18 protein-coding genes are annotated in these 18028 nt (G+C 55.1%); 11 read left to right on the top strand and 7 right to left on the bottom strand.

Annotated features, from left to right (window positions below):
• Positions 1-33: 33 nt before the first annotated feature.
• From FJ695_RS08880 to FJ695_RS08895, 4 genes are all read right to left on the bottom strand, one after another.
• Complete coding sequence (locus tag FJ695_RS08880) at positions 34-2454, bottom strand: aerobic carbon-monoxide dehydrogenase large subunit (RefSeq protein WP_141185105.1); 2421 nt, start codon at positions 2452-2454, stop codon at positions 34-36.
• A complete protein-coding gene (locus FJ695_RS08885) occupies positions 2451-2960 on the bottom strand; it encodes a (2Fe-2S)-binding protein (RefSeq protein WP_141185106.1) in 510 nt (169 codons plus the stop codon). Before FJ695_RS08885 ends, FJ695_RS08880 begins: the two co-directional genes overlap by 4 nt.
• Before the next feature lie 21 nt (positions 2961-2981).
• Positions 2982-3848: a xanthine dehydrogenase family protein subunit M gene (locus FJ695_RS08890; RefSeq protein WP_141185107.1), complete on the bottom strand. Its 867-nt coding sequence runs from the start codon at positions 3846-3848 to the stop codon at positions 2982-2984.
• A 396-nt stretch (positions 3849-4244) separates the two neighbouring features.
• The gene (locus tag FJ695_RS08895) at positions 4245-5507 is read right to left on the bottom strand and encodes an MHYT domain-containing protein (protein WP_141185108.1); all 1263 of its coding nucleotides are present in this window, start codon (positions 5505-5507) and stop codon (positions 4245-4247) included.
• Positions 5508-5773: 266 nt separating this feature from the next.
• Here FJ695_RS08895 and FJ695_RS08900 point away from each other — a divergent pair, with 266 nt between their 5' ends.
• The 4 genes from FJ695_RS08900 to FJ695_RS08915 all read left to right on the top strand — a co-directional run bounded on the left by FJ695_RS08900 (position 5774) and on the right by FJ695_RS08915 (position 9484).
• Positions 5774-6727, top strand: a complete 954-nt coding sequence (locus FJ695_RS08900) for a metal ABC transporter substrate-binding protein (protein ID WP_141185109.1) — start codon at positions 5774-5776, stop codon at positions 6725-6727.
• Positions 6728-6846: 119 nt separating this feature from the next.
• Positions 6847-7719 carry a manganese/iron ABC transporter ATP-binding protein gene (locus tag FJ695_RS08905; RefSeq protein WP_141185110.1) on the top strand — a complete coding sequence of 291 codons (873 nt, stop codon included), beginning with the start codon at positions 6847-6849 and terminating at the stop codon, positions 7717-7719.
• Entirely contained in the window at positions 7716-8618 is a 903-nt protein-coding gene (locus tag FJ695_RS08910) for a metal ABC transporter permease (protein WP_209010982.1), read from the top strand. Before FJ695_RS08905 ends, FJ695_RS08910 begins: the two co-directional genes overlap by 4 nt.
• On the top strand, positions 8618-9484 hold the full coding sequence (locus FJ695_RS08915; protein ID WP_141188647.1) for a metal ABC transporter permease: 867 nt from the start codon (positions 8618-8620) through the stop codon (positions 9482-9484). The genes FJ695_RS08910 and FJ695_RS08915 overlap by 1 nt, the downstream gene beginning before the upstream one ends.
• Before the next feature lie 59 nt (positions 9485-9543).
• On the opposite strand, the gene FJ695_RS08920 is transcribed toward FJ695_RS08915, so the two are convergent.
• Both FJ695_RS08920 and FJ695_RS08925 read right to left on the bottom strand, forming a co-directional pair.
• On the bottom strand, positions 9544-10602 hold the full coding sequence (locus FJ695_RS08920; protein WP_141185111.1) for an MBL fold metallo-hydrolase: 1059 nt from the start codon (positions 10600-10602) through the stop codon (positions 9544-9546).
• Positions 10603-10697: 95 nt separating this feature from the next.
• Entirely contained in the window at positions 10698-11084 is a 387-nt protein-coding gene (locus tag FJ695_RS08925; protein ID WP_141185112.1) for a YciI family protein, read from the bottom strand.
• Positions 11085-11188: 104 nt separating this feature from the next.
• Between FJ695_RS08925 and FJ695_RS08930 the strand changes: the two genes are divergently transcribed.
• From FJ695_RS08930 to FJ695_RS08960, 7 genes are read left to right on the top strand one after another with little or no spacing between them, the layout of a single operon-like run.
• Positions 11189-12070, top strand: coding sequence for a fumarylacetoacetate hydrolase family protein (locus FJ695_RS08930; RefSeq protein ID WP_141185113.1), 882 nt, complete (start codon positions 11189-11191; stop codon positions 12068-12070).
• A complete protein-coding gene (locus tag FJ695_RS08935) occupies positions 12067-12747 on the top strand; it encodes a malonic semialdehyde reductase (protein ID WP_141185114.1) in 681 nt (226 codons plus the stop codon). Before FJ695_RS08930 ends, FJ695_RS08935 begins: the two co-directional genes overlap by 4 nt.
• Before the next feature lie 9 nt (positions 12748-12756).
• On the top strand, positions 12757-13212 hold the full coding sequence (locus FJ695_RS08940) for an OsmC family protein (protein ID WP_141185115.1): 456 nt from the start codon (positions 12757-12759) through the stop codon (positions 13210-13212).
• Between the two features lie 30 nt (positions 13213-13242).
• The gene (locus FJ695_RS08945) at positions 13243-14328 is read left to right on the top strand and encodes a C4-dicarboxylate TRAP transporter substrate-binding protein (RefSeq protein WP_141185116.1); all 1086 of its coding nucleotides are present in this window, start codon (positions 13243-13245) and stop codon (positions 14326-14328) included.
• A gap of 28 nt (positions 14329-14356) precedes the next feature.
• On the top strand, positions 14357-14917 hold the full coding sequence (locus FJ695_RS08950) for a TRAP transporter small permease (RefSeq protein WP_141185117.1): 561 nt from the start codon (positions 14357-14359) through the stop codon (positions 14915-14917).
• Positions 14914-16221 (top strand): TRAP transporter large permease, encoded by a 1308-nt coding sequence (locus FJ695_RS08955; protein ID WP_141185118.1) that lies wholly within the window; start codon positions 14914-14916, stop codon positions 16219-16221. The genes FJ695_RS08950 and FJ695_RS08955 overlap by 4 nt, the downstream gene beginning before the upstream one ends.
• A gap of 9 nt (positions 16222-16230) precedes the next feature.
• Positions 16231-17100 carry a dioxygenase gene (locus FJ695_RS08960; RefSeq protein ID WP_141185119.1) on the top strand — a complete coding sequence of 290 codons (870 nt, stop codon included), beginning with the start codon at positions 16231-16233 and terminating at the stop codon, positions 17098-17100.
• An 85-nt stretch (positions 17101-17185) separates the two neighbouring features.
• Here FJ695_RS08960 and FJ695_RS08965 read toward each other — a convergent pair whose 3' ends face one another.
• A complete protein-coding gene (locus FJ695_RS08965) occupies positions 17186-17866 on the bottom strand; it encodes a GntR family transcriptional regulator (RefSeq protein WP_141185120.1) in 681 nt (226 codons plus the stop codon).
• Between the last annotated feature and the right edge of the window lie 162 nt (positions 17867-18028).

The raw sequence follows: 18028 nt of genomic DNA on the forward strand, positions 1-18028 counted from the left end.
AGTCCGGGAGAGAGGTGTCTTGCGGAGTTGCCATTAACCGTGGGCACCAAGGTCCTTGGCTGCTTGCCAGATCCGCCAGGCATCGTGTGGCATCTGGATATGCGTAGAGCCCAAGAACTGGAAGGCATCATTGACAGCATTTGAGAAGGCCGGGACACCGCCGACATTCGGGCTTTCACCGACACCCTTGGCACCGATTGGGTGATGTGGGCTCGGAGTGACCGTGTGGTCTGTCTCCCAATGGGGTGTTTCCACGGCCGTTGGGATGAAGAAGTCCATGAAGGACGCGCCCATCACATTGCCCAATTCATCGTAACGGATTTCCTGACCCATCGCGATGGCGAAGGCTTCTGTCAAACCACCGTGCACCTGGCCCTCGATGATCATCGGATTGATGCGCGTGCCGCAATCATCCAGTGCGTAGAAGCGCCGGGTTTTTGCAACGCCTGTGTCGACGTCGATGTCCATGACACAGAAATAGGCGCCAAACGGATAGGTCATGTTGGGCGGATCGTAGTAACTGACCGCTTCCAGACCCGGCTCCATATTGGGCGGCGGAGCGTTGTAGGCCGCCCAAGCAATTTCCTTCATGGATTTGCGTGCTTGCGGATTGCCTTTCACCTGAAAACCATCAACATCCCACTCAAGGTCGTATTCGGAGACCTCCAGCATGTGTGCTGCGATCATCTGAGCCTTGTTGCGGATCTTGCGCGCGGCAAGGGCAATCGCAGCACCGGCGACCGGCGTCGAGCGGGAGCCATAGGTGCCAAGGCCATAGGGCGCGGTGTCGGTGTTACCTTCCTCGACCATGATGTCGTCGGCCGGTATGCCGATTTCAGTCGCGATGATCTGGGCCCAGGTCGTCTCATGGCCCTGGCCTTGAGACTTGGTGCCCATGCGAGAAATGACCGATCCTGTCGGATGGACGCGGATTTCGGCACTGTCGAACATGGCGACACCGAGGATGTCGCAGTTCTTGGACGGCCCTGCGCCAACGATCTCGGTAAAGAACGAGATGCCGATGCCCATGATCTCACGGGTTTCGCCGCGCTTGAAAGCGTCCTGTTTTGCCTTTTGCTCTTCACGCAGTTGGCGGTAGCCGATGGTGTCCATCGCCTTCTGCATGGCGGTATGATAGTCGCCACTGTCATACTCCCAGCCGAGAGCGGACTGATATGGGAACTGTTCCTTCTTGACGAAGTTTTTCATGCGCAGATCGGCCGGATCCATCTCAAGTTTTTGCGCCAGGATGTCCATGGCCCGCTCGATACAGTAGGCGGCTTCCGTCACGCGGAAGGAACACCGGTAGGCCACGCCGCCTGGCGCCTTATTGGTGTAGACACCGTCGACTTCGAGATGCGCCGCCGGGAAGTCATAAGACCCGGTGACGATGTTCATGAAGCCGGCCGGCCATTTGGATGGATCGGCACAGGCGTCAAAACCGCCGTGGTCGGCGAGAACGTGCACTTTTAGTCCGGTCACGGTGCCATCTTTTTTCGCGGCGATTTCCGTGGTCATGTGATAGTCGCGGGCAAAGGATGTGGTGGAGAGGTTCTCCATCCGGTCTTCAACCCATTTCACCGGAACACCGGTGACAATGGAGGCAACGATCGAGCAGATGTAGCCCGGATAAGCGCCCACCTTGTTGCCGAAGCCGCCGCCAATATCCGGTGCAATCACATGGATCTTGTGCTCTGGAATGGTTGAGAGCAGGGAGGCGACCGTCCGGATGACATGTGGCGCCTGGAAGGTGCCCCAAACCGTCAATTCGCCTTTCACCTTGTCCATAGATGCCACGCACTGGCAGGTCTCCAGCGGAGACGGGTGCGTGCGGTGGTAGGAGATCATGTCTTTGGTGGTGATGTCGGCTTCGGCGAAGGCTTTCGCGGTTTCGTCCTTATCGCCCACCTGCCATTTGAAGATGTGATTGTGATGGTCGCGTGGACCATGCGCACCTTCGGTTTTACCTTCCAAATCCGGGCGCAGAACCGGCGCATCCGGATCCATTGATTTGAACGGATCGACCAGAACCGGCAATTCCTCATAGTCGACTTCAACGAGCTGGATGGCATCATCTGCGATGTAGCGGTTTTCCGCGACCACGAAGGCGACTTCCTGGTTCTGGTAGAGCACTTTGCCGTCCGCCAGCACCATTTGGACATCACCGGCCAGCGTCGGCATCCAGGCAAGGTTCACGCCTTTCAGGTCTTCGGCCGTCAGGACAGCAATCACACCTGGGATTTTGAGAGCTTCGGTTGCGTCGATCTTGGTGATCTTCGCGTGTGCATAAGGCGAGCGTACGAAGTCACCGAAGACCATGCCCGGCAGTTTCAGATCGTCGACATACTGGCCCTGGCCTTGCGTGAAACGAACATCTTCCACGCGCTTGCGTTTGCAGCCCATGCCTTCAAGGGCTGCTTCCCGCTGTTCCCGTGTCGGGGTCATATCATTCATTCTGCAGCCTCCTGGAATTCAGTGCCGTTGAGCTTGGCCGCGGCATACTGGATGGCTTTGACGATGTTCTGGTATCCGGTGCAGCGGCAGAGGTTGCCGGCAATGCCCATGCGGATTTCTTCTTCCGATGGGTTCGGGTTTTCCTTCAAAAGAACATGCGCGCGCATGATCATGCCCGGGGTGCAGAAACCGCACTGAAGGCCGTGCATCTGGCGGAAACCTTCTTGCAGTGCCGACAACGTCCCGTCGGCATTCGCCATGCCTTCAACAGTTGTTAGCTCCGCGCCGTTCGCTTGAGCTGCAAATATTGTGCAGGTTTTCACCGACATGCCGTTCATCTCAACCGTGCAAGCACCGCAATGTGAGGTCTCGCAGCCGATATGAGGGCCGGTGATATTCAAATCTTCCCGCAGGAAATGGATCAAAAGTGTGCGCGGTTCGACAAAGCGCTGCACCTTCTTGCCGTTCACCGTCATTGTGACCGGGATTTGTTCAATATCGCTCATCTATTTCTCCCTCGTCACCGTTTATGAGCTTGCGCGTTCCGCTGCGCGGGCAAGGGCCCGTTCCAGCATGATGCCAGCCATCTTGGTGCGGTATTCCGCCGGACCACGTCCGTCAGATGCCGGTTCCGTAATTGCTTCTGCTGCAGCGATAGCTTTTTTGATGGTTTCGGCGTCCAGGCTGGACCCTGTCAAAATGGCTTCCGCATCTGCGGCATGAAGCGGTGTGTCCGCCACATTCGTCAGCGCGATGGAACAGGACGAAACTGTGCCTCCGTCCATCGTTAAAACGACTGCGGCGGCTGCGGTGGCATAGTCGCCGACCTTACGCTTCAGCTTTTCATAGGCGTAACCATGACCTGCCGGCGGTGTTGGAATGCGGACGGCTGTCAGGATTTCTTCCGGGGCTAAGGCCGTAAAATAAGCCGCCTCATAAAAGTCGCGCGCAGCCACTTCACGGTCACCTTCTTGACCCGTTAGAACGTAGCTCGCATTGAGACATTGCATCAGCGCCGGCATGTCATTGCCCGGGTCGCCGTTGGCAACATTGCCGCCGAGTGTGCCGAGATAGCGGATTTGCGGGTCGGCAATCAGCAGCGACGTTTCGCGGATGATCGGTAGCTTTTCGCTCAGAAGGTCCGAGTGGATCATCTCGTGCTGTGTTGTCATCGCGCCTATGACAATGGTGCCGGCGTCCTCCTTAATCCCCTTGAGGCTTTCAACGCCTGCCAGATCAACCAGGTGTTCCGGCGCTGCCATGCGTAACTTCATCATGGGAATTAGGCTATGTCCGCCAGACAATGGCCGGGCTTCATCGCCGTGTTCGGCCAAAATCGAAACCGCTTCGGCAACGGTTGATGGCCGGTGGTAGATAAACTCACCAGGGATCACGTTGGTCTCCTCCCTCATTCTGTACTGCGGTCTGCACCTGGCGTCAGCAGGTGAGCCACATCGACGTCCCAAACCTCTCATTCGGGTGATGTCTCGACATTCAGTCTGCTACCAAGGGTGGATGGTGTTGCGTTGCACCCTCAAGGCCGAGTGCACCGGAAGCCTTAAAATTGCACAAACTGCGGAGGCTATTGCACGAAGTACGACAGAGATGCTGTCGTATTTTGCGTCTATGAGAAACTACGTAGATTTGCAGAACGGCCTAACTGGCTGAGCTATCTGTATTAGGCCGTCTCTGCAGACATTAGAGAGTAAGCTCGGGCCGAAAGGTGCCGCCATTCGTGCAAAACCACTTGTTTGGCGGTTTTGGGCGGCGCTGTGGCAAGAAGGTTGAAATTATTGCGCTGCAGCGGTGGACGGGTCGCCGCTGGGTTGCTCAAGGGAGGTCAATTTGGATTTGACATGGCCCCATCGTGACCGGCTTACCGGAACCGTTTGACCGTCGTCTCCCGCTAGGTGCAGAACGCCACCGTCTCCGGCTCTTTTGAAATTGATGACTTTTGTCAGGTTGACGATATGGCTGCGGTGGACCCGATTGAAAATTTTGGGATCCAGCTGCTGCTCTGCTTCACTGATCGACAGGGGGCAGAAATACTCGCGGCGGCTGTCGTGGAGCCGGGTGTAGTGCGCATCCGCATGGATGGCGACGATCTCAGCGGGATCTATTTGCGTTTTCCGGCCATCAAATTCAATCGGTATCGGCTTGCGAATGGCGCTGGCCGACTTGCGGACGGCTTTTGCTGCAGCTTGCAGACCAGAGGCTGGCTTCGGCTGCAGGCCTGTCTTTTGTTCAATCGAATGGGAGGTTGCTTCATCTGGGGCGACTTCAGCGGAAATGTTGGCCGTAGGTGCGGAAAATGCGGTGCCTGCTTCCGCTTCACCTGATTTGTCACCGGACTGTGCTGGGACCAGCGCCAACAAAAACAGCGCCGATACCAAAAAAGCGACGCAGGAGACCAGAATAGCCAATGCTCCCGGCCCCAGCGAGGGGGCAGTTAAACTGGCCGCTGATTGAGCCGGGTCAAAGGTCAATCCGGTCATTGCTGTGTAATGCATGGCGGAAATCGCAAGGCCCATGACAACGGCCGACACGACAATAGGCGGTCGCCGGCCTGCGCTGAACAAGAGCCAAAGTGCCAAACCGGCAGCATTAAACGCGATCAAAAAGCTGGCGAGGACATAGGCGGGGTCATGCGCCATATGCAAAGACGTGTGCAAGGCATACATGCCGAGGTAGTGCATGGTGCAAATCCCGGCCCCCATCACAAAGGCAGACAGGCCGAGGCGGAGTGGGGTTAGGCGTTTGTTGCTGGCCGCAAAAACCGCAATGCCGACAACCAGCACACACACAAGAAACGACAGCAAGGTTGGCAGAACCAAATAGTCGATGGTGACCTGAAACTTTGCTGCCAGGATGCCGACAAAATGCATGGACCAGATGGCGAGGGCCAGTGTCAGCGCAGCGCCTGCCAGTAAATGGCGGCGGCGTGGATCTTGAGCGCTGCCGACCTGGACTGCCAAGCTTAATCCAACAAAACTCCCTTGGAAGGCCATAACCAAGGAAAGTGCCACGAGCCAAGGCTCGTGCGTCACTGTCATCGTGATGCCCCTCCCGTCTAGTGCCGTTCTCGCGCCTGACTCGGCTTTCCGGGAATTTATGATAGGCGAAGACCGTCAATTGTCCAAGTGTCTGCAAAAACACCGCGATTGGGTTTGCAGAACCTGGTGACAGCTTCCTAAGGTCGCTGTGTTTTGGGAAGTCTGCTGCAATCAATCTTGGGAAAGCGGATTTTTTGTGCCGCCGAGGGGCGGAGATTAATTCAGTTTTTAATGCAACTCATTCGCAACTGGGTTGACAGTTGCGAATGAGTTGCAATATCAATTGCGAGAAGGGTCAATACTCAAAGGGACATTTCAAAGTGAAAAAGACATTTCTCTTCGCCGCAGTTGCGGCAGTTGCCGTGGCAGCGGCTTCAGGGGCCTCGGCCAAGGACAAGATGAAGGTTGTGACGACCTTCACTGTGATCGCTGATATGGCTGCAAATGTTGCCGGCGACGCTGCTGAGGTTGTCTCTATCACAAAGCCGGGGGCTGAAATCCATGGTTATGAGCCGACACCTCAAGACATCGTTCGGGCCCATGATGCCGATCTGATCCTTTGGAACGGTATGAACCTCGAGCTCTGGTTTGAACAGTTCCTGGCCAATGTTGGTGAGGTTCCATCCGCCACTTTGACCGACGGTATCGACCCGATTTCCATCAAAAGCGGATCTTATGAGGGCAAGCCCAATCCGCACGCCTGGATGGGTCTTGGCAATGCGCAGATCTATATCGACAACATTGCAGCAGCGTTTTCAAAACATGATCCGGACAACGCGGCGACGTATGAAAAGAATGCCGAAGCCTACAAACAAGAACTGCGTGCGGTCATTGAACCTCTGCAGGCAACGATCAACAAGGTCCCGGAAAACAAGCGCTGGCTGGTCACTTGTGAAGGCGCCTTTAGTTATCTCGCCCGCGATTTCGGCATGAAGGAACTGTATCTGTGGCCAATGAACGCCGATCAGGTCGGGACACCGAAACAGGTGCGGTCTGTGATTGATGGTGTCAGGGAAAACAATATTCCGGTCGTTTTTTGTGAGAGCACGGTCAATACGGCGCCTGCCGAACAGGTCGCCCGGGAAACCGGCGTGTCTTATGGCGGCGTCCTCTACGTCGACTCCCTCAGTGAAGCCGATGGCGCCGTTCCAACTTACCTCGATCTTTTGAAAGTCACCTCAAGCACGGTCGCTGAAGGCCTTGCAGCTGCAACCAACTGAGTGCGTTTGTCTGCTGAGCCCTGTTATTGCAGTTGTTTTGCAGATGAATGCAGCACACAATCACCTAAAGCGTCTAAGGGCGAAAAAGCTGCATGTTGAATGTTTTGAGGGAAGCGGGAATGGAGGTGGCTCCAGACCAAGCCGACAATGGGATTTCGGCTGAAGACGTGACGGTCACTTACCGAAACGGCCATACCGCTCTTTGGAATGCAAGTTTTGACATTCCGCGCGGCACGGTGACAGCTTTGGTCGGGGTCAACGGTGCCGGAAAATCGACCCTCTTTAAGGCGATCATGGGTTTTGTGCCTGCGGCCAAGGGCGATATCCGAATTCTCGATATGAGCGTCCGTGAGGCCTTACGGAAAAACCTGGTCGCTTATGTCCCTCAATCGGAAGAAGTAGATTGGTCGTTTCCGGTGCTGGTCGAAGATGTGGTCATGATGGGCCGTTATGGCCACATGGGCTTTCTGCGCTGGCCAAAAAAGGCAGATCACGAGGCGGTGTCAGAGGCGCTTGCCAGGGTCAATATGCAGGATTTCCGGCACCGTCAGATCGGGGAACTTTCCGGCGGACAAAGAAAACGGGTGTTTCTAGCCAGAGCATTGGCGCAGGACGGTCAAGTCATCTTGCTGGATGAACCCTTTACCGGCGTTGATGTGAAAACCGAAGAGCAGATTGTCGAGCTCCTGCGCGAGCTGCGTGCAGAAGGCCGGGTCATGCTGGTATCTACACACAATCTCGGTTCTGTGCCGGAATTCTGTGACCGGACGGTGCTGGTCAAAGGAACCGTGCTGGCGCATGGCCCAACGGAGACAACGTTCACGCGTGAGAACCTGGAGCATGCCTTTGGCGGGGTTCTGCGCCACTTTACCATCAGTGATCAGACGCTTCACACAGATGGGGACGACCGCACGGTCACCATCCTGACCGACGATGAGCGGCCCTTTGTGCAGTATGGTGGTGAAGTGCAAACCACTGAGGGGCGGAAATGATATCCGTTCTATTGGAGCCGTTCAGTTACAGTTACATGACCAATGCCATGTGGGTGTCGGCCCTGGTCGGCGGGGTCTGCGCATTTTTGTCTGCTTACCTGATGCTCAAAGGCTGGTCGCTGATCGGCGATGCGCTGTCTCACTCGGTGGTGCCAGGTGTGGCGGGCGCCTATATCCTCGGCCTGCCGTTCGCGCTGGGCGCCTTTATCGCAGGAGGGCTCGCAGCCGGGGCCATGCTGTTTCTGTCCGAACGATCTGGCTTGAAGGTCGATGTCATCATCGGGCTGATCTTCACTTCCTTCTTTGGACTGGGCCTGTTCATCGTTTCGGTCAATCCCATGTCGGTGTCGATCCAAACCATCACGATGGGCAACATTCTGGCGATCACACCTGAAGACACCCTGCAGCTTGCGATCATTGGATTTGTCTCGTTGGCTGTTCTTCTCGTTAAGTGGAAGGACCTGATGGTGACCTTCTTTGACGAGAACCATGCCCGGACAATTGGGCTTCGGCCTGGCCTTTTAAAGGCCGTCTTCTTTATCCTGCTGTCGGCCTCTGTTGTGGCAGCGATGCAAACGGTTGGGGCTTTTCTTGTTATTGCCATGGTCGTAACACCCGGCGCGACGGCCTATCTGCTGTGCGACCGCTTTCCACGGTTGATCATGCTGTCGGTCGTGATCGGATCGCTCACCAGTTTTGTTGGCGCCTACATCAGCTATTTTCTGGACGGTGCAACGGGCGGAATCATCGTCACCCTGCAAACACTGATCTTTCTCGTGGCCTTTGTGTTTGCGCCCAAACACGGCCTTCTGGCTGCCCGCCGCAAGGCGGCTGAAGCTCTGCGCCAAGGGCCGGCTGACACAAACATGCACCAGACCGTCATCGGGGAGGACCTGTGATAGACCTCGATTTGTTGATGCTGCCGTTCAAATTCGCGTTCATGCAGAACGCCTTTTTGATTTGCATGCTTGTTTCCGTTCCAACCGCGCTCTTGTCCTGCTTTCTGGTGATGAAGGGTTGGGCCTTGATGGGGGATGCTGTCAGCCACGCTGTGCTGCCCGGCATTGTGCTTGCCTACATCTTCGGAATTCCTCTGATCCTGGGGGCGTTTGGAGCAGGAATGATCTGCGCCGTTGCGACGGGCTATTTGTCCGGCAACAGCCGGGTCAAGCAAGACACGGTCATGGGGGTCGTCTTCTCCGGCATGTTTGGTCTTGGCATTGTGCTTTATGTTTCGATCGAAACGAATGCGCACCTAGATCACATCCTTTTTGGCAACATGCTGGGGGTTGGCAGTCAGAACCTTTGGACAGCGGGCATTATTTCGGTGCTGGTTGCTGGTGCGCTTGTCTTGAAATGGAAAGATCTTGTGCTGCACAGTTTTGATGCCGCTCAGGCGCAAGCGTCCGGCCTTCCGGTCAATGTGCTGCACTACGGAATGCTGGCAGCCCTGTCCTTAACGATTGTTGCCACGTTGTCTGCGGCCGGATTGATCCTCGCGATCGGCTTGCTGATCGCTCCGGGCGCGATTGCCTTTTTACTGGTGCGCAAGTTTGGCACCATGCTTTGGATCTCTGTGATTGTCTGTATGGGATCCATGCTTGCCGGGACTTACCTGAGCTTCTTTTTGGACAGTGCCCCGGCGCCGACGATCGTGCTGATCCTGACGGCTGTCTTTATGATTGCGTTTATCCGGCGCCAAATTGTGACCCGGCGAATGTCGATGCGCCGGATTTCTCAGACTGAAGCGACTGCATCGGAATAAAAAAAAGCCGGCTCACGCACTCGCGGGCCGGCTCAATTGTTTGATCAAGGATCTTTCGATCAGTTCTGCACTGGTAGAGTTAGAGAGACCAGGTCAGTCCCAACAATCGTGTCTCCTTCAAACCCGCTGTCCGAAACTGCGCCGAGATAATCTTCATTGGCCAAGGCGCCGTCAGGCAACTTGTAAGGGCCTTGGCGCGGTGCGCCAACGGGTGGGATCAAATGGGTCAGCATGAGATGTTTGACACCAGCCCGGCGGGCCAAATGGCCAAGATCGGTGGCATTGCTTTGCCGGAAATAGATCGGCGGCGGGAAGCCGGTGCCGCCATCGGGACCCATCACCGGATGGATCGTGGAATGAACCACGATGTCAGCGCCATTCGCAAGTTTTTCAACCTGGGCTGATGTAGACGTTTCCCGAGGTGGCTTACGGGTGTCGTTTCCAGCGTCCCCGCCGATTACGACACTGCCGGCCGGCGTATCGACCCGGTAGGAAGCATGACCTGCAATATGAGTTGAGCGGATTGCACTGACTGTGACATCGCCCTTGGCCCAAACCTGTTTCGCATCCTCTTCAGGCTTGAAGTCTTTCACGTTGATCAGGTCTGCAGGGCCACCGGGGAGCCGTTTTTTGTTTTCGGCAAGACGCTGGGCGATTTCTCCAGAATTGATGAGCGCATCCCCGATATGTTTGGCAAAGCGTTCGCAGCTCAGGGCAAAACCAAGAGGAGACTTGGTTTCCTCGCTGCACACCAAATCCACCTTCGGACCGCCTGAATTGAAGTGCCAGCGCAACTGCATCATGTCGGCCAGGCCTTCGGTGTGGTCGGAGTGCAGATGGGTTAGAAAAACCGCGTCTAGTTTTCCGACCGGAACACCAGCCTGTGACAGGCGTTGTGTGGTTCCCCGCCCGGTGTCGAACTGCAGGCGAACGTCATTGCATTTGTTTTCCTGCGATCCGTATTGAACAAGAGTACCGGCACCCGCCTGTCCTTGAAAGACAGGAGGTCCGCCTTGGGTGCCGGTTAGTGTCACTTTTAGGCAAGGTTCCGCCATGGCAGTCTGAGCAGCAAAGGTACCCAAACCAATCAGCATTCCTGAGATTACTGTTCTCAACATTATCTCCTCCCAACAGTTTTCGTTTTGAACGGCGTGTTTTTGTTGGGCCACCGGAGCTCAGGATTGGCTGCCGGCCGCCAGTTAGCTTTTTGATGTCATTTGAAGTCGATTTTTCCAGTAGACAGGCCGACCGATAGGGTGAAGCTGCCTTCATTGATCAGCCAGCGGCGGATTGTGTAGCTGCGTACTCCGCGCGCATGCATGGGGTCACCATCTGCAAGTTCCCGAGCGGCATCGAGCGATTCAGCTCTGTAAACAATCATACCTTCTCCGAACATCTCTTCACCGCTTTCGTCAGAGACAGGGCCGGCGAATGCGAGACTGCCTGCGGCCTCCATTTTGGCTTGGTAGGCAAGATGATCGGGCAGGGTGCCTGGAATATCTGCGTCGGGTCCTACTGGCTTGGTATTCACTACATAAAGCTCAAGCGCCAGGGCGCCTCGTTCTTTGGCTGTGCGTTTGTAATCTTCCCACTTGGGCATTCCGTTTCTCCCGATTTTTGGTGAGTATAAAAAAATCGATATTATTTGACAAATGAAAAAAACGTCGTCAAAGTGGAGTCAGATTTCGAAACACCGAGGAAACTATGCGCTTCATTGTGGGAACGGGGCCGGCAGGGCCAGGCGTCTACCTGAACGAGGGGGAACAGGCGTGGAATTTAACGGCACTCGACAATGCCGTTGGCCATGATCTGATGGGACTAATTGCCGGTGCAGCTGATGCTGCGGCTTTAGCGGCCCGCAAGGACGGTGTGGCCGCGTGTGACGCTGCAGCCATCACACCTGCGCTACCGGTAACGAAGCCCGGTAAGATTATCTGTCTCGGCCTCAATTACGTCGACCACATCAAAGAGGGTGGATACGATGTGCCCACCTATCCTGCGCTGTTTATGCGTTCTACCACCTCAATGATCCCTGCAGGCGCGCCAATGGTCCGGCCTTCCTGTTCTGAGCAGCTGGATTATGAAGCCGAATTGATGGTGATCATCGGCAAAGGCGGGCGGCATATCAGCGAAGCTGATGCTCTTGATCATGTCTTTGGCTACACGCTGTTTAATGATGGGTCCGTGCGCGAATACCAGCGCAAGACGCACCAGTGGACGCCGGGCAAAAATTTTGATGGCACAGGCCCAATTGGTCCAGTCGTCGTCACTCCGGATGAGCTTCCCGCGGGCGCAGAAGGGCTGAAGATTGAAAGCCGCGTCGGCAGCGAGATCCTTCAAAGCGCGACCACATCCGATATGCTTTGGAGTGTTGCGCGCACCATTTCCACCGTCTCTGAATATACGACTCTCGAGCCGGGTGATTATCTGGCGATGGGCACCCCTCCAGGGGTTGGTCATGCCAAGACTCCGCAGCGCTGGTTGCGCCCAGGCGAGATTGTCGAAGTTGAGATTGAGGGCATCGGCATATGCGCCAATCCGATTGTAGCCGAAGAAGATATATCTGCGACGGAGGCCGCTGAATGACGATGTCTGCCTCAGTCGCGCCTGTTGGTGAGGCCCTGGAAAAACTCCGGGCCGAGGCGCAAGACGTGGTGCGGTCCTTGCGGGGCCGGATCCCGCACCTTGACGATGATGGAATAGATCTCATTCTTCGGGGAGCACGCTCGCATTATGCTTGGCAGGACAAGCCTGTGTCCCGTGAGAATTTGGAAGCGCTTTACGAGATCACCGCTTCCGGTCCGACAAGCATGAATACCTGCCCGGCGCGGTTCTTCTTCGTTGAAAGCATGGAGGCCAAACAGCGGCTGGCAAAATCGCTGAAGGACAAGAACATCGACAAGATGATGTCAGCGCCGGTGAGCGTCATCATCGCCCATGATCTCGAATTCTGGAGAGAACTGCCGTTCCTATTTCCGCATGAGGACCGCAGGCCGCATTTTGTAGGCAAACCCGAGCACTCGGAGACAACAGCGTTTCGCAATGGAACCTTGCAAGGCGCCTACTTCATGATTGCGGCGCGGGCGCTAGGGCTTGATGTTGGGGCCATGTCCGGATTTTCGAACCAGATCGTGGATGAAGAGTTTTTTGCAGGGACAACTCTCAAGTCCAACTTCCTGTGTAATTTGGGCTATGCGGATGAAAGCGCATTGTTCCAGAAATTGCCACGGTTGCCGTTTGAGACGGCTTGCAAGTTTCTCTGAGGGACTCAGATGGCCATTCGGCAAAAAACAGTCATTACGGTTCGTATGACCGGCACTGCCAGCAGCCATTCCCGCTGCGAGGTTCTGGTGCGCGATCTGAAGTCCGAGATTGATGAACCGGTTGAACGAGGCGGCACCAACACCGGGTTCTCTCCGACCGAAACCGCTTATGCGGCGCTGATCGGCTGCACGAACACCATCGGCAACAAATGTGCAGACAAGCTTGGGGCCGATATCGGCCACCTCAGCTTTCAAATGGAAATTGATTTCGACCGGCGGGGCGTCCTCTTGATGGAGGAAGTGGATGTTCCATTCAAGGAAATCCGGCTCGACATCACGTCCGATGGCCCGGCGAGTGACGAAGAACTCGCGCAGGTCGCGGAAGAAACAGCCAAATATTGCCCGATTTCAAAGCTCTATGAACAAGCGGGAACCAATCTCGTGATCAGCTGGAAGAAGGCCTGAAACCTCGGAAGTTTTTTGGGAGGAAATACAATGATCGGAAAACTGACTAGACGGAGCGTGATTGCACTTGCAGCGTTGAGCGCAACGGCAATGCCATCCTTCGCGACCGAAGTTATCAAAGCGGTAGCGATCGACGGCTATCCGTCCAGAGCTATGTGGGTGAAAGAATTCTCAGAGTTCTTCATCCCAGAAGTCGATAAGCGCCTTGCCAAGACCGGCAATTACAAGATCGAATGGCAAGAAAGCTATGGCGGTTCTATCGTCAAGCCGAAGGGCGTCCTTGAGGGGATTAAACTTGGCCTCGGCGACATCGGTATCGTCACCACGATTTTCCATTCATCGAAACTGCCAAGCCAGGCTTTGTCGGCTGTGACACCGTTTATCGCGCCGGATGCAAGAGCGGTAGCGAAGGCGGTCGATGAAATCGCCAAAGAATTCCCGACCATGCAGAAGGAATTCGAGGCGCAGAATCAAGTCTATCTGGCAACGGGCGTCGTGCTCGATACCTATCAGGTGTTCTCCAAGGAGCCGATTGATTCTATTTCCGATTTGGCCGGATCCAAAGTGGCCGGTGCAGGCATGAACCTGCGGTACCTGGAAGGCCTGGATAATGCGGCTGGTGTTCGTGGTGGTCTGACTGACTTCTATAACATGCTGCAGACCGGGCTTGTCGACAATGCCATGTTGTGGCCGGAAGCTGCCAAGACGTTCAAGATCGCAGAAGTCGCCCCTTATATGCTCAAAGCGGATCTTGGTGCGGTAAATTCCAAGACGATCACCGTCAATAAGGACTACTGGGACAAGTTGCCGGATGAGGTCAAAGGTGTCCTTCAAGAGGTCGCCGTGGCCTATCGTGACCATGTTGCCGGTGTCGCCATGGACCGGGCGGATGCAAGCCGGACTGCCTACATGGAATCGGGTGGAACCGTTGTTGAAATGGATCCGGCCGAGCGCGCTCAATGGGCTGCAAACATGCCGAATATTGCGGTTGAATGGGCAGCTGGTCTCGATACGAAGGGCGAGCCGGGCAGTGATATGCTCAAGGCTTATACGGCCAAGCTCAAGGACGCAGGTTATACACCGGTCCGGGACTGGTCTGCGGAACTGACGCAATAAGCGCCGTATCAGAAACAGGATAGCTCATATGCTGCGTCTTTTGGACATCGGCCTGCGGGCTATCTCAACAGTGGCCAACTGGGTGGCGATTGGCGCCAACGCAGTTGGCACATTGATCGTCCTCGCCCTCGTTCTGGTGGTAAGTTATGATGTGGTGGCGCGTGGATTTTTCAACGCGCCATTCAGGGGAGCTGTCGAAGTTGTACAGTTCTCAATGGTTCTCATTGTCTTCCTACAGTTGCCGGACGTAGTGCGTGTTGGCCGTCTGACCCGCTCGGATGGGTTTCTGACAGTTTTGGGGGTGACACGCCCTGGTCTTGTAAAGTCGCTCCGCCGGCTGATCGATTTTGCATCTGCCGTGTTCATGGCGCTTGTCGCCTATGCGATCTGGCCAGAATTCCTAGAAATGTATGAAACAAAAGACTTCTTTGGCGTGCCAGGTGTCTTCACCGCGCCTTGGTGGCCCATAAAACTCGCGATCTATCTCAGTGCGGGTCTGTGCACAGTGATATTCCTGCTGAAGGTCTATCGGCCAGAAACCAAGCTTCCGCCGTTGCGTATGAAAGTAAACAAAGAGGACCAGGCGTGACACCTTTTGAAATTGGCACTCTGTCCGTCATCGCGATCGTAGTCCTGGTCTATATCGGCGTTTACATTCCGATTGCGCTTGGCCTCGTGTCTTTCGTTTCCATCCTGTTGATGCGGGACAATTTTGACCTCGCCATCAATCTTTTGAAAATCGCCATTGGCGACAGTGTGATGGAATACACCTTCGCCACTGTCCCGCTGTTCACGTTTATGGGACTGATCGTCTCAAAGGCGGGGCTGGGCGCCGATATATATCAGGTGATGAATTCCGGTTTCCGGAGGGTCAAAGGCGGGATCGGAATGGCAACGGTCGGAGCCAATGCGGTCTTTGCCGCCGTGACTGGATCCTCTATCGCGTCTGCCTCGGTGTTTTCCAAGGTCTCTGTGCCGCAAATGCTGGCTTTCGACTACAATCCACGCTTTGCCGTTGGGGTCGTCGCCGGATCGTCGGTACTCGGAATGATCATTCCGCCATCAGCGATGCTGATCATCTACTCTTTTGTGGCTGAGCAAAGTGTCGGCGATATGTTTTTGGCCGGGGTGGTTCCGGGACTGATGCTGGCCGCCGCTTATGTTGTCGCGATTTTCCTGATGGGCCGGCTGACGCCCAAATATGTTGGTGGCCGCTCGGTGGAAGAAACAGAGTGGATGTCACCGCTGGAAATCGCCGATAAGACTGTGCCAACGTTGGTGCTGATCGTTGCTGTCCTTGGTGGGATCTATACTGGCTGGTTGACGCCTGTGGAAGCGGGCGCTGCAGGATCGCTCCTGGGATTGTTGATCGCAGCGTTCCGCAAAAAATTGTCCCTGCAATCGCTGTGGCAGGCACTTTTGGAAACCGGTCATATCACCGCATCTATTTTGTTCCTGATCACGGCCGCTTCGATCTACAGCCGAATGCTCGGGCTTGCTGGTGTGCCGAATGAGCTTGGCGATCTACTCAACGACACACAGATGACCTTCTTCTGGATCATGGTCATCTATGTACTCATGATGATTTTTTTGGGCACGATCCTCGATACGGCGTCGATCATCCTTATCGTCGTGCCATTGTTCCTGCCGCTGGTCGAGCCTATGGGCCTGTCGCTTGTCTGGTTCGGCATTGTGACGGTTGTCGGGGCTGAAATCGGGCTCCTGACACCGCCGCTCGGCATCTCCTGTTTTGTCATCAAAGCCACGTTGAACGACCCCAGGATTTCGCTCAAGGACGTCTTTGTCGGCGCGTTTCCGTTCGCGCTGGTCATGCTGATTGTCCTGGTTGCCTTGATCCGCTGGCCGTCATTGAGCCTGGCCATCCTAAACTAAGAGGACTTCATGCGCCGCGTCACCAAAGACAACATAACCGACGTTTTCATGAACTATTTCGGCGCGGATACAGACCCGCGGTTGAAGGAAATACTGAAGAGCCTCGTTACTCATTTGCATGATTTTGCACGTGATACGAACTTGACCCATGCCGAATGGCGTAAGGGCATTGAGTTTCTGGAGTGGGCTGGAAACATCTCTGATGAAGAGCGGCATGAATTTGTGCTGCTTTCCGACGTGCTAGGATTGTCGTCCCTTGTCGACATGCTGCATTCCAGCCCGGAGGGAACATCGTCAAGCGTGCTTGGTCCGTTCCATATTACCGGAGCACCAGCTTTGCCGATTGGTGGCGACCTCAGAAAAGACTTCAAAGAGCAAGTCCTTTTGGCCGAGGGCACGATCCGGGACGTTATGGGGAACCCGATCGAGGGAGCGGAGCTGGATATCTGGCAAACCGCACCAAATGGGATGTATTCCAGTCAGGACCCGGATCAGGACACCTACTCCTTCCATGGGATTCAAACGACCGGAAAAGACGGGCGTTATGCTTTTACATCCGTAAAACCAATTAGTTACACGGTTCCTAGTGACGGGCCGGTTGGCGATATCTTGAATGCCAGCGGCCGCCACCCGTGGCGTCCGTCACACCTCCACTACATAGTAAAAGCGCCTGGGTATCGTGATCTGGTGACTGAAATTTTCCCGGATGATGATCCATATTTGGACGAAGACACTGTCTTTGGTGTCCGTGAAGATTTGATCATGACCTATGTCGAGCAGCCGGCCGGAAGTTTCCCGGAAGAAGGGTTCGAGCTCTCCGGCAAGGTCGATGGGCCCTTTTTAAAGGCTTCCTTCGACCTAATCCTGGTCAAGGCTTAGGCGGCAAAGCTTAAAAAAACAAAGGCGGGAGTTATGTGCCCGCCTTTTTTGTTGCTGTGTCTCGTTCTGAAATGAATCGTTCGCGTTACGCGACGGCTTCGGAAGAAAAGTGCTTTTCCAGAAAAGCCCCGGTCCGCTGATAGTGATCTAGCAGCAAGTGACAGGCTTTTTCAGTGTCGCGGTCGACCGCGGCATTCATGATCTCTGTATGCTCCTTGCCGATGTCGCGAGTGGAATAATCCAGCGCTTTGCCAGCCAGATAACGATAACGGATATTGAGATCGTAGAGTTGATTGCAGAACTTCAGCAAGACATTCGATGTGCAGGCCCCGATCAGGCTCATGTGAAAGGCCTTATGCAGGTCTTCGAACCGCTCAACGTTACTGCGCGGTTCGCGCATCATTCTGTGATGGCTGATCACCAGCTGATCTTCCCAAGCCTGATTGGCATGCTCGATGCTCTCGCGCAGAGCCATCTCCTCAAGATGACAGCGAAGTTTCAAGATCTCTGCGAAATTCTCAGGACCGACCTCGGCGCTGCGGAACCCGCGTTGATCAAGCCGCTCCACCAAAAGGTCTGACACCAGCAACGTGAGGGCTTCGCGGATCGGTGAGCCGCCCATGTCCAGGATTTTGCGGAGACTTTCTATTTTAAGCTTTTCACCCGGCGGTATTTCTCCAGTCAGGATCTTGTGCCGAAGCGCTAGATAAGCACGCTGGGTGGCGGACGGCTCTTGCGCCGGATCTAATTGGGCCTGGATGCTCATGAGGTTGATAATATCGATATTTTTCGAAGTTTGTCAGATATCACGAAAATTTTAGGTCGCCTGTTGATACTACCTACTGCACAGAGTGTCCAGCGCTTGCGCGTTGCGAAACTCAAGGATCTTGGCCAGGGTTCCTGAAGGCTTCAGGTGTTGCAGCTTTCC

This window comes from Labrenzia sp. PHM005, from assembly GCF_006517275.1.
Classification (GTDB): Bacteria; Pseudomonadota; Alphaproteobacteria; order Rhizobiales; family Stappiaceae; genus Roseibium.

Bases quoted from the DNA above. Each gene is read 5' to 3' on its own strand.
- FJ695_RS08880 (WP_141185105.1), bottom strand. From the start codon at position 2,454: ATGAATGATATGACCCCGACACGGGAACAGCGGGAAGCAGCCCTTGAA.
- FJ695_RS08885 (WP_141185106.1), bottom strand. From the start codon at position 2,960: ATGAGCGATATTGAACAAATCCCGGTCACAATGACGGTGAACGGCAAG.
- FJ695_RS08895 (WP_141185108.1), bottom strand. From the start codon at position 5,507: ATGACAGTGACGCACGAGCCTTGGCTCGTGGCACTTTCCTTGGTTATG.
- FJ695_RS08900 (WP_141185109.1), top strand. From the start codon at position 5,774: ATGAGTTGCAATATCAATTGCGAGAAGGGTCAATACTCAAAGGGACAT.
- FJ695_RS08905 (WP_141185110.1), top strand. From the start codon at position 6,847: ATGGAGGTGGCTCCAGACCAAGCCGACAATGGGATTTCGGCTGAAGAC.
- FJ695_RS08910 (WP_209010982.1), top strand. From the start codon at position 7,716: ATGATATCCGTTCTATTGGAGCCGTTCAGTTACAGTTACATGACCAAT.
- FJ695_RS08920 (WP_141185111.1), bottom strand. From the start codon at position 10,602: ATGTTGAGAACAGTAATCTCAGGAATGCTGATTGGTTTGGGTACCTTT.
- FJ695_RS08925 (WP_141185112.1), bottom strand. From the start codon at position 11,084: ATGCCCAAGTGGGAAGATTACAAACGCACAGCCAAAGAACGAGGCGCC.
- FJ695_RS08930 (WP_141185113.1), top strand. From the start codon at position 11,189: ATGCGCTTCATTGTGGGAACGGGGCCGGCAGGGCCAGGCGTCTACCTG.
- FJ695_RS08935 (WP_141185114.1), top strand. From the start codon at position 12,067: ATGACGATGTCTGCCTCAGTCGCGCCTGTTGGTGAGGCCCTGGAAAAA.
- FJ695_RS08940 (WP_141185115.1), top strand. From the start codon at position 12,757: ATGGCCATTCGGCAAAAAACAGTCATTACGGTTCGTATGACCGGCACT.
- FJ695_RS08945 (WP_141185116.1), top strand. From the start codon at position 13,243: ATGATCGGAAAACTGACTAGACGGAGCGTGATTGCACTTGCAGCGTTG.
- FJ695_RS08950 (WP_141185117.1), top strand. From the start codon at position 14,357: ATGCTGCGTCTTTTGGACATCGGCCTGCGGGCTATCTCAACAGTGGCC.
- FJ695_RS08960 (WP_141185119.1), top strand. From the start codon at position 16,231: ATGCGCCGCGTCACCAAAGACAACATAACCGACGTTTTCATGAACTAT.
- FJ695_RS08965 (WP_141185120.1), bottom strand. From the start codon at position 17,866: ATGAGCATCCAGGCCCAATTAGATCCGGCGCAAGAGCCGTCCGCCACC.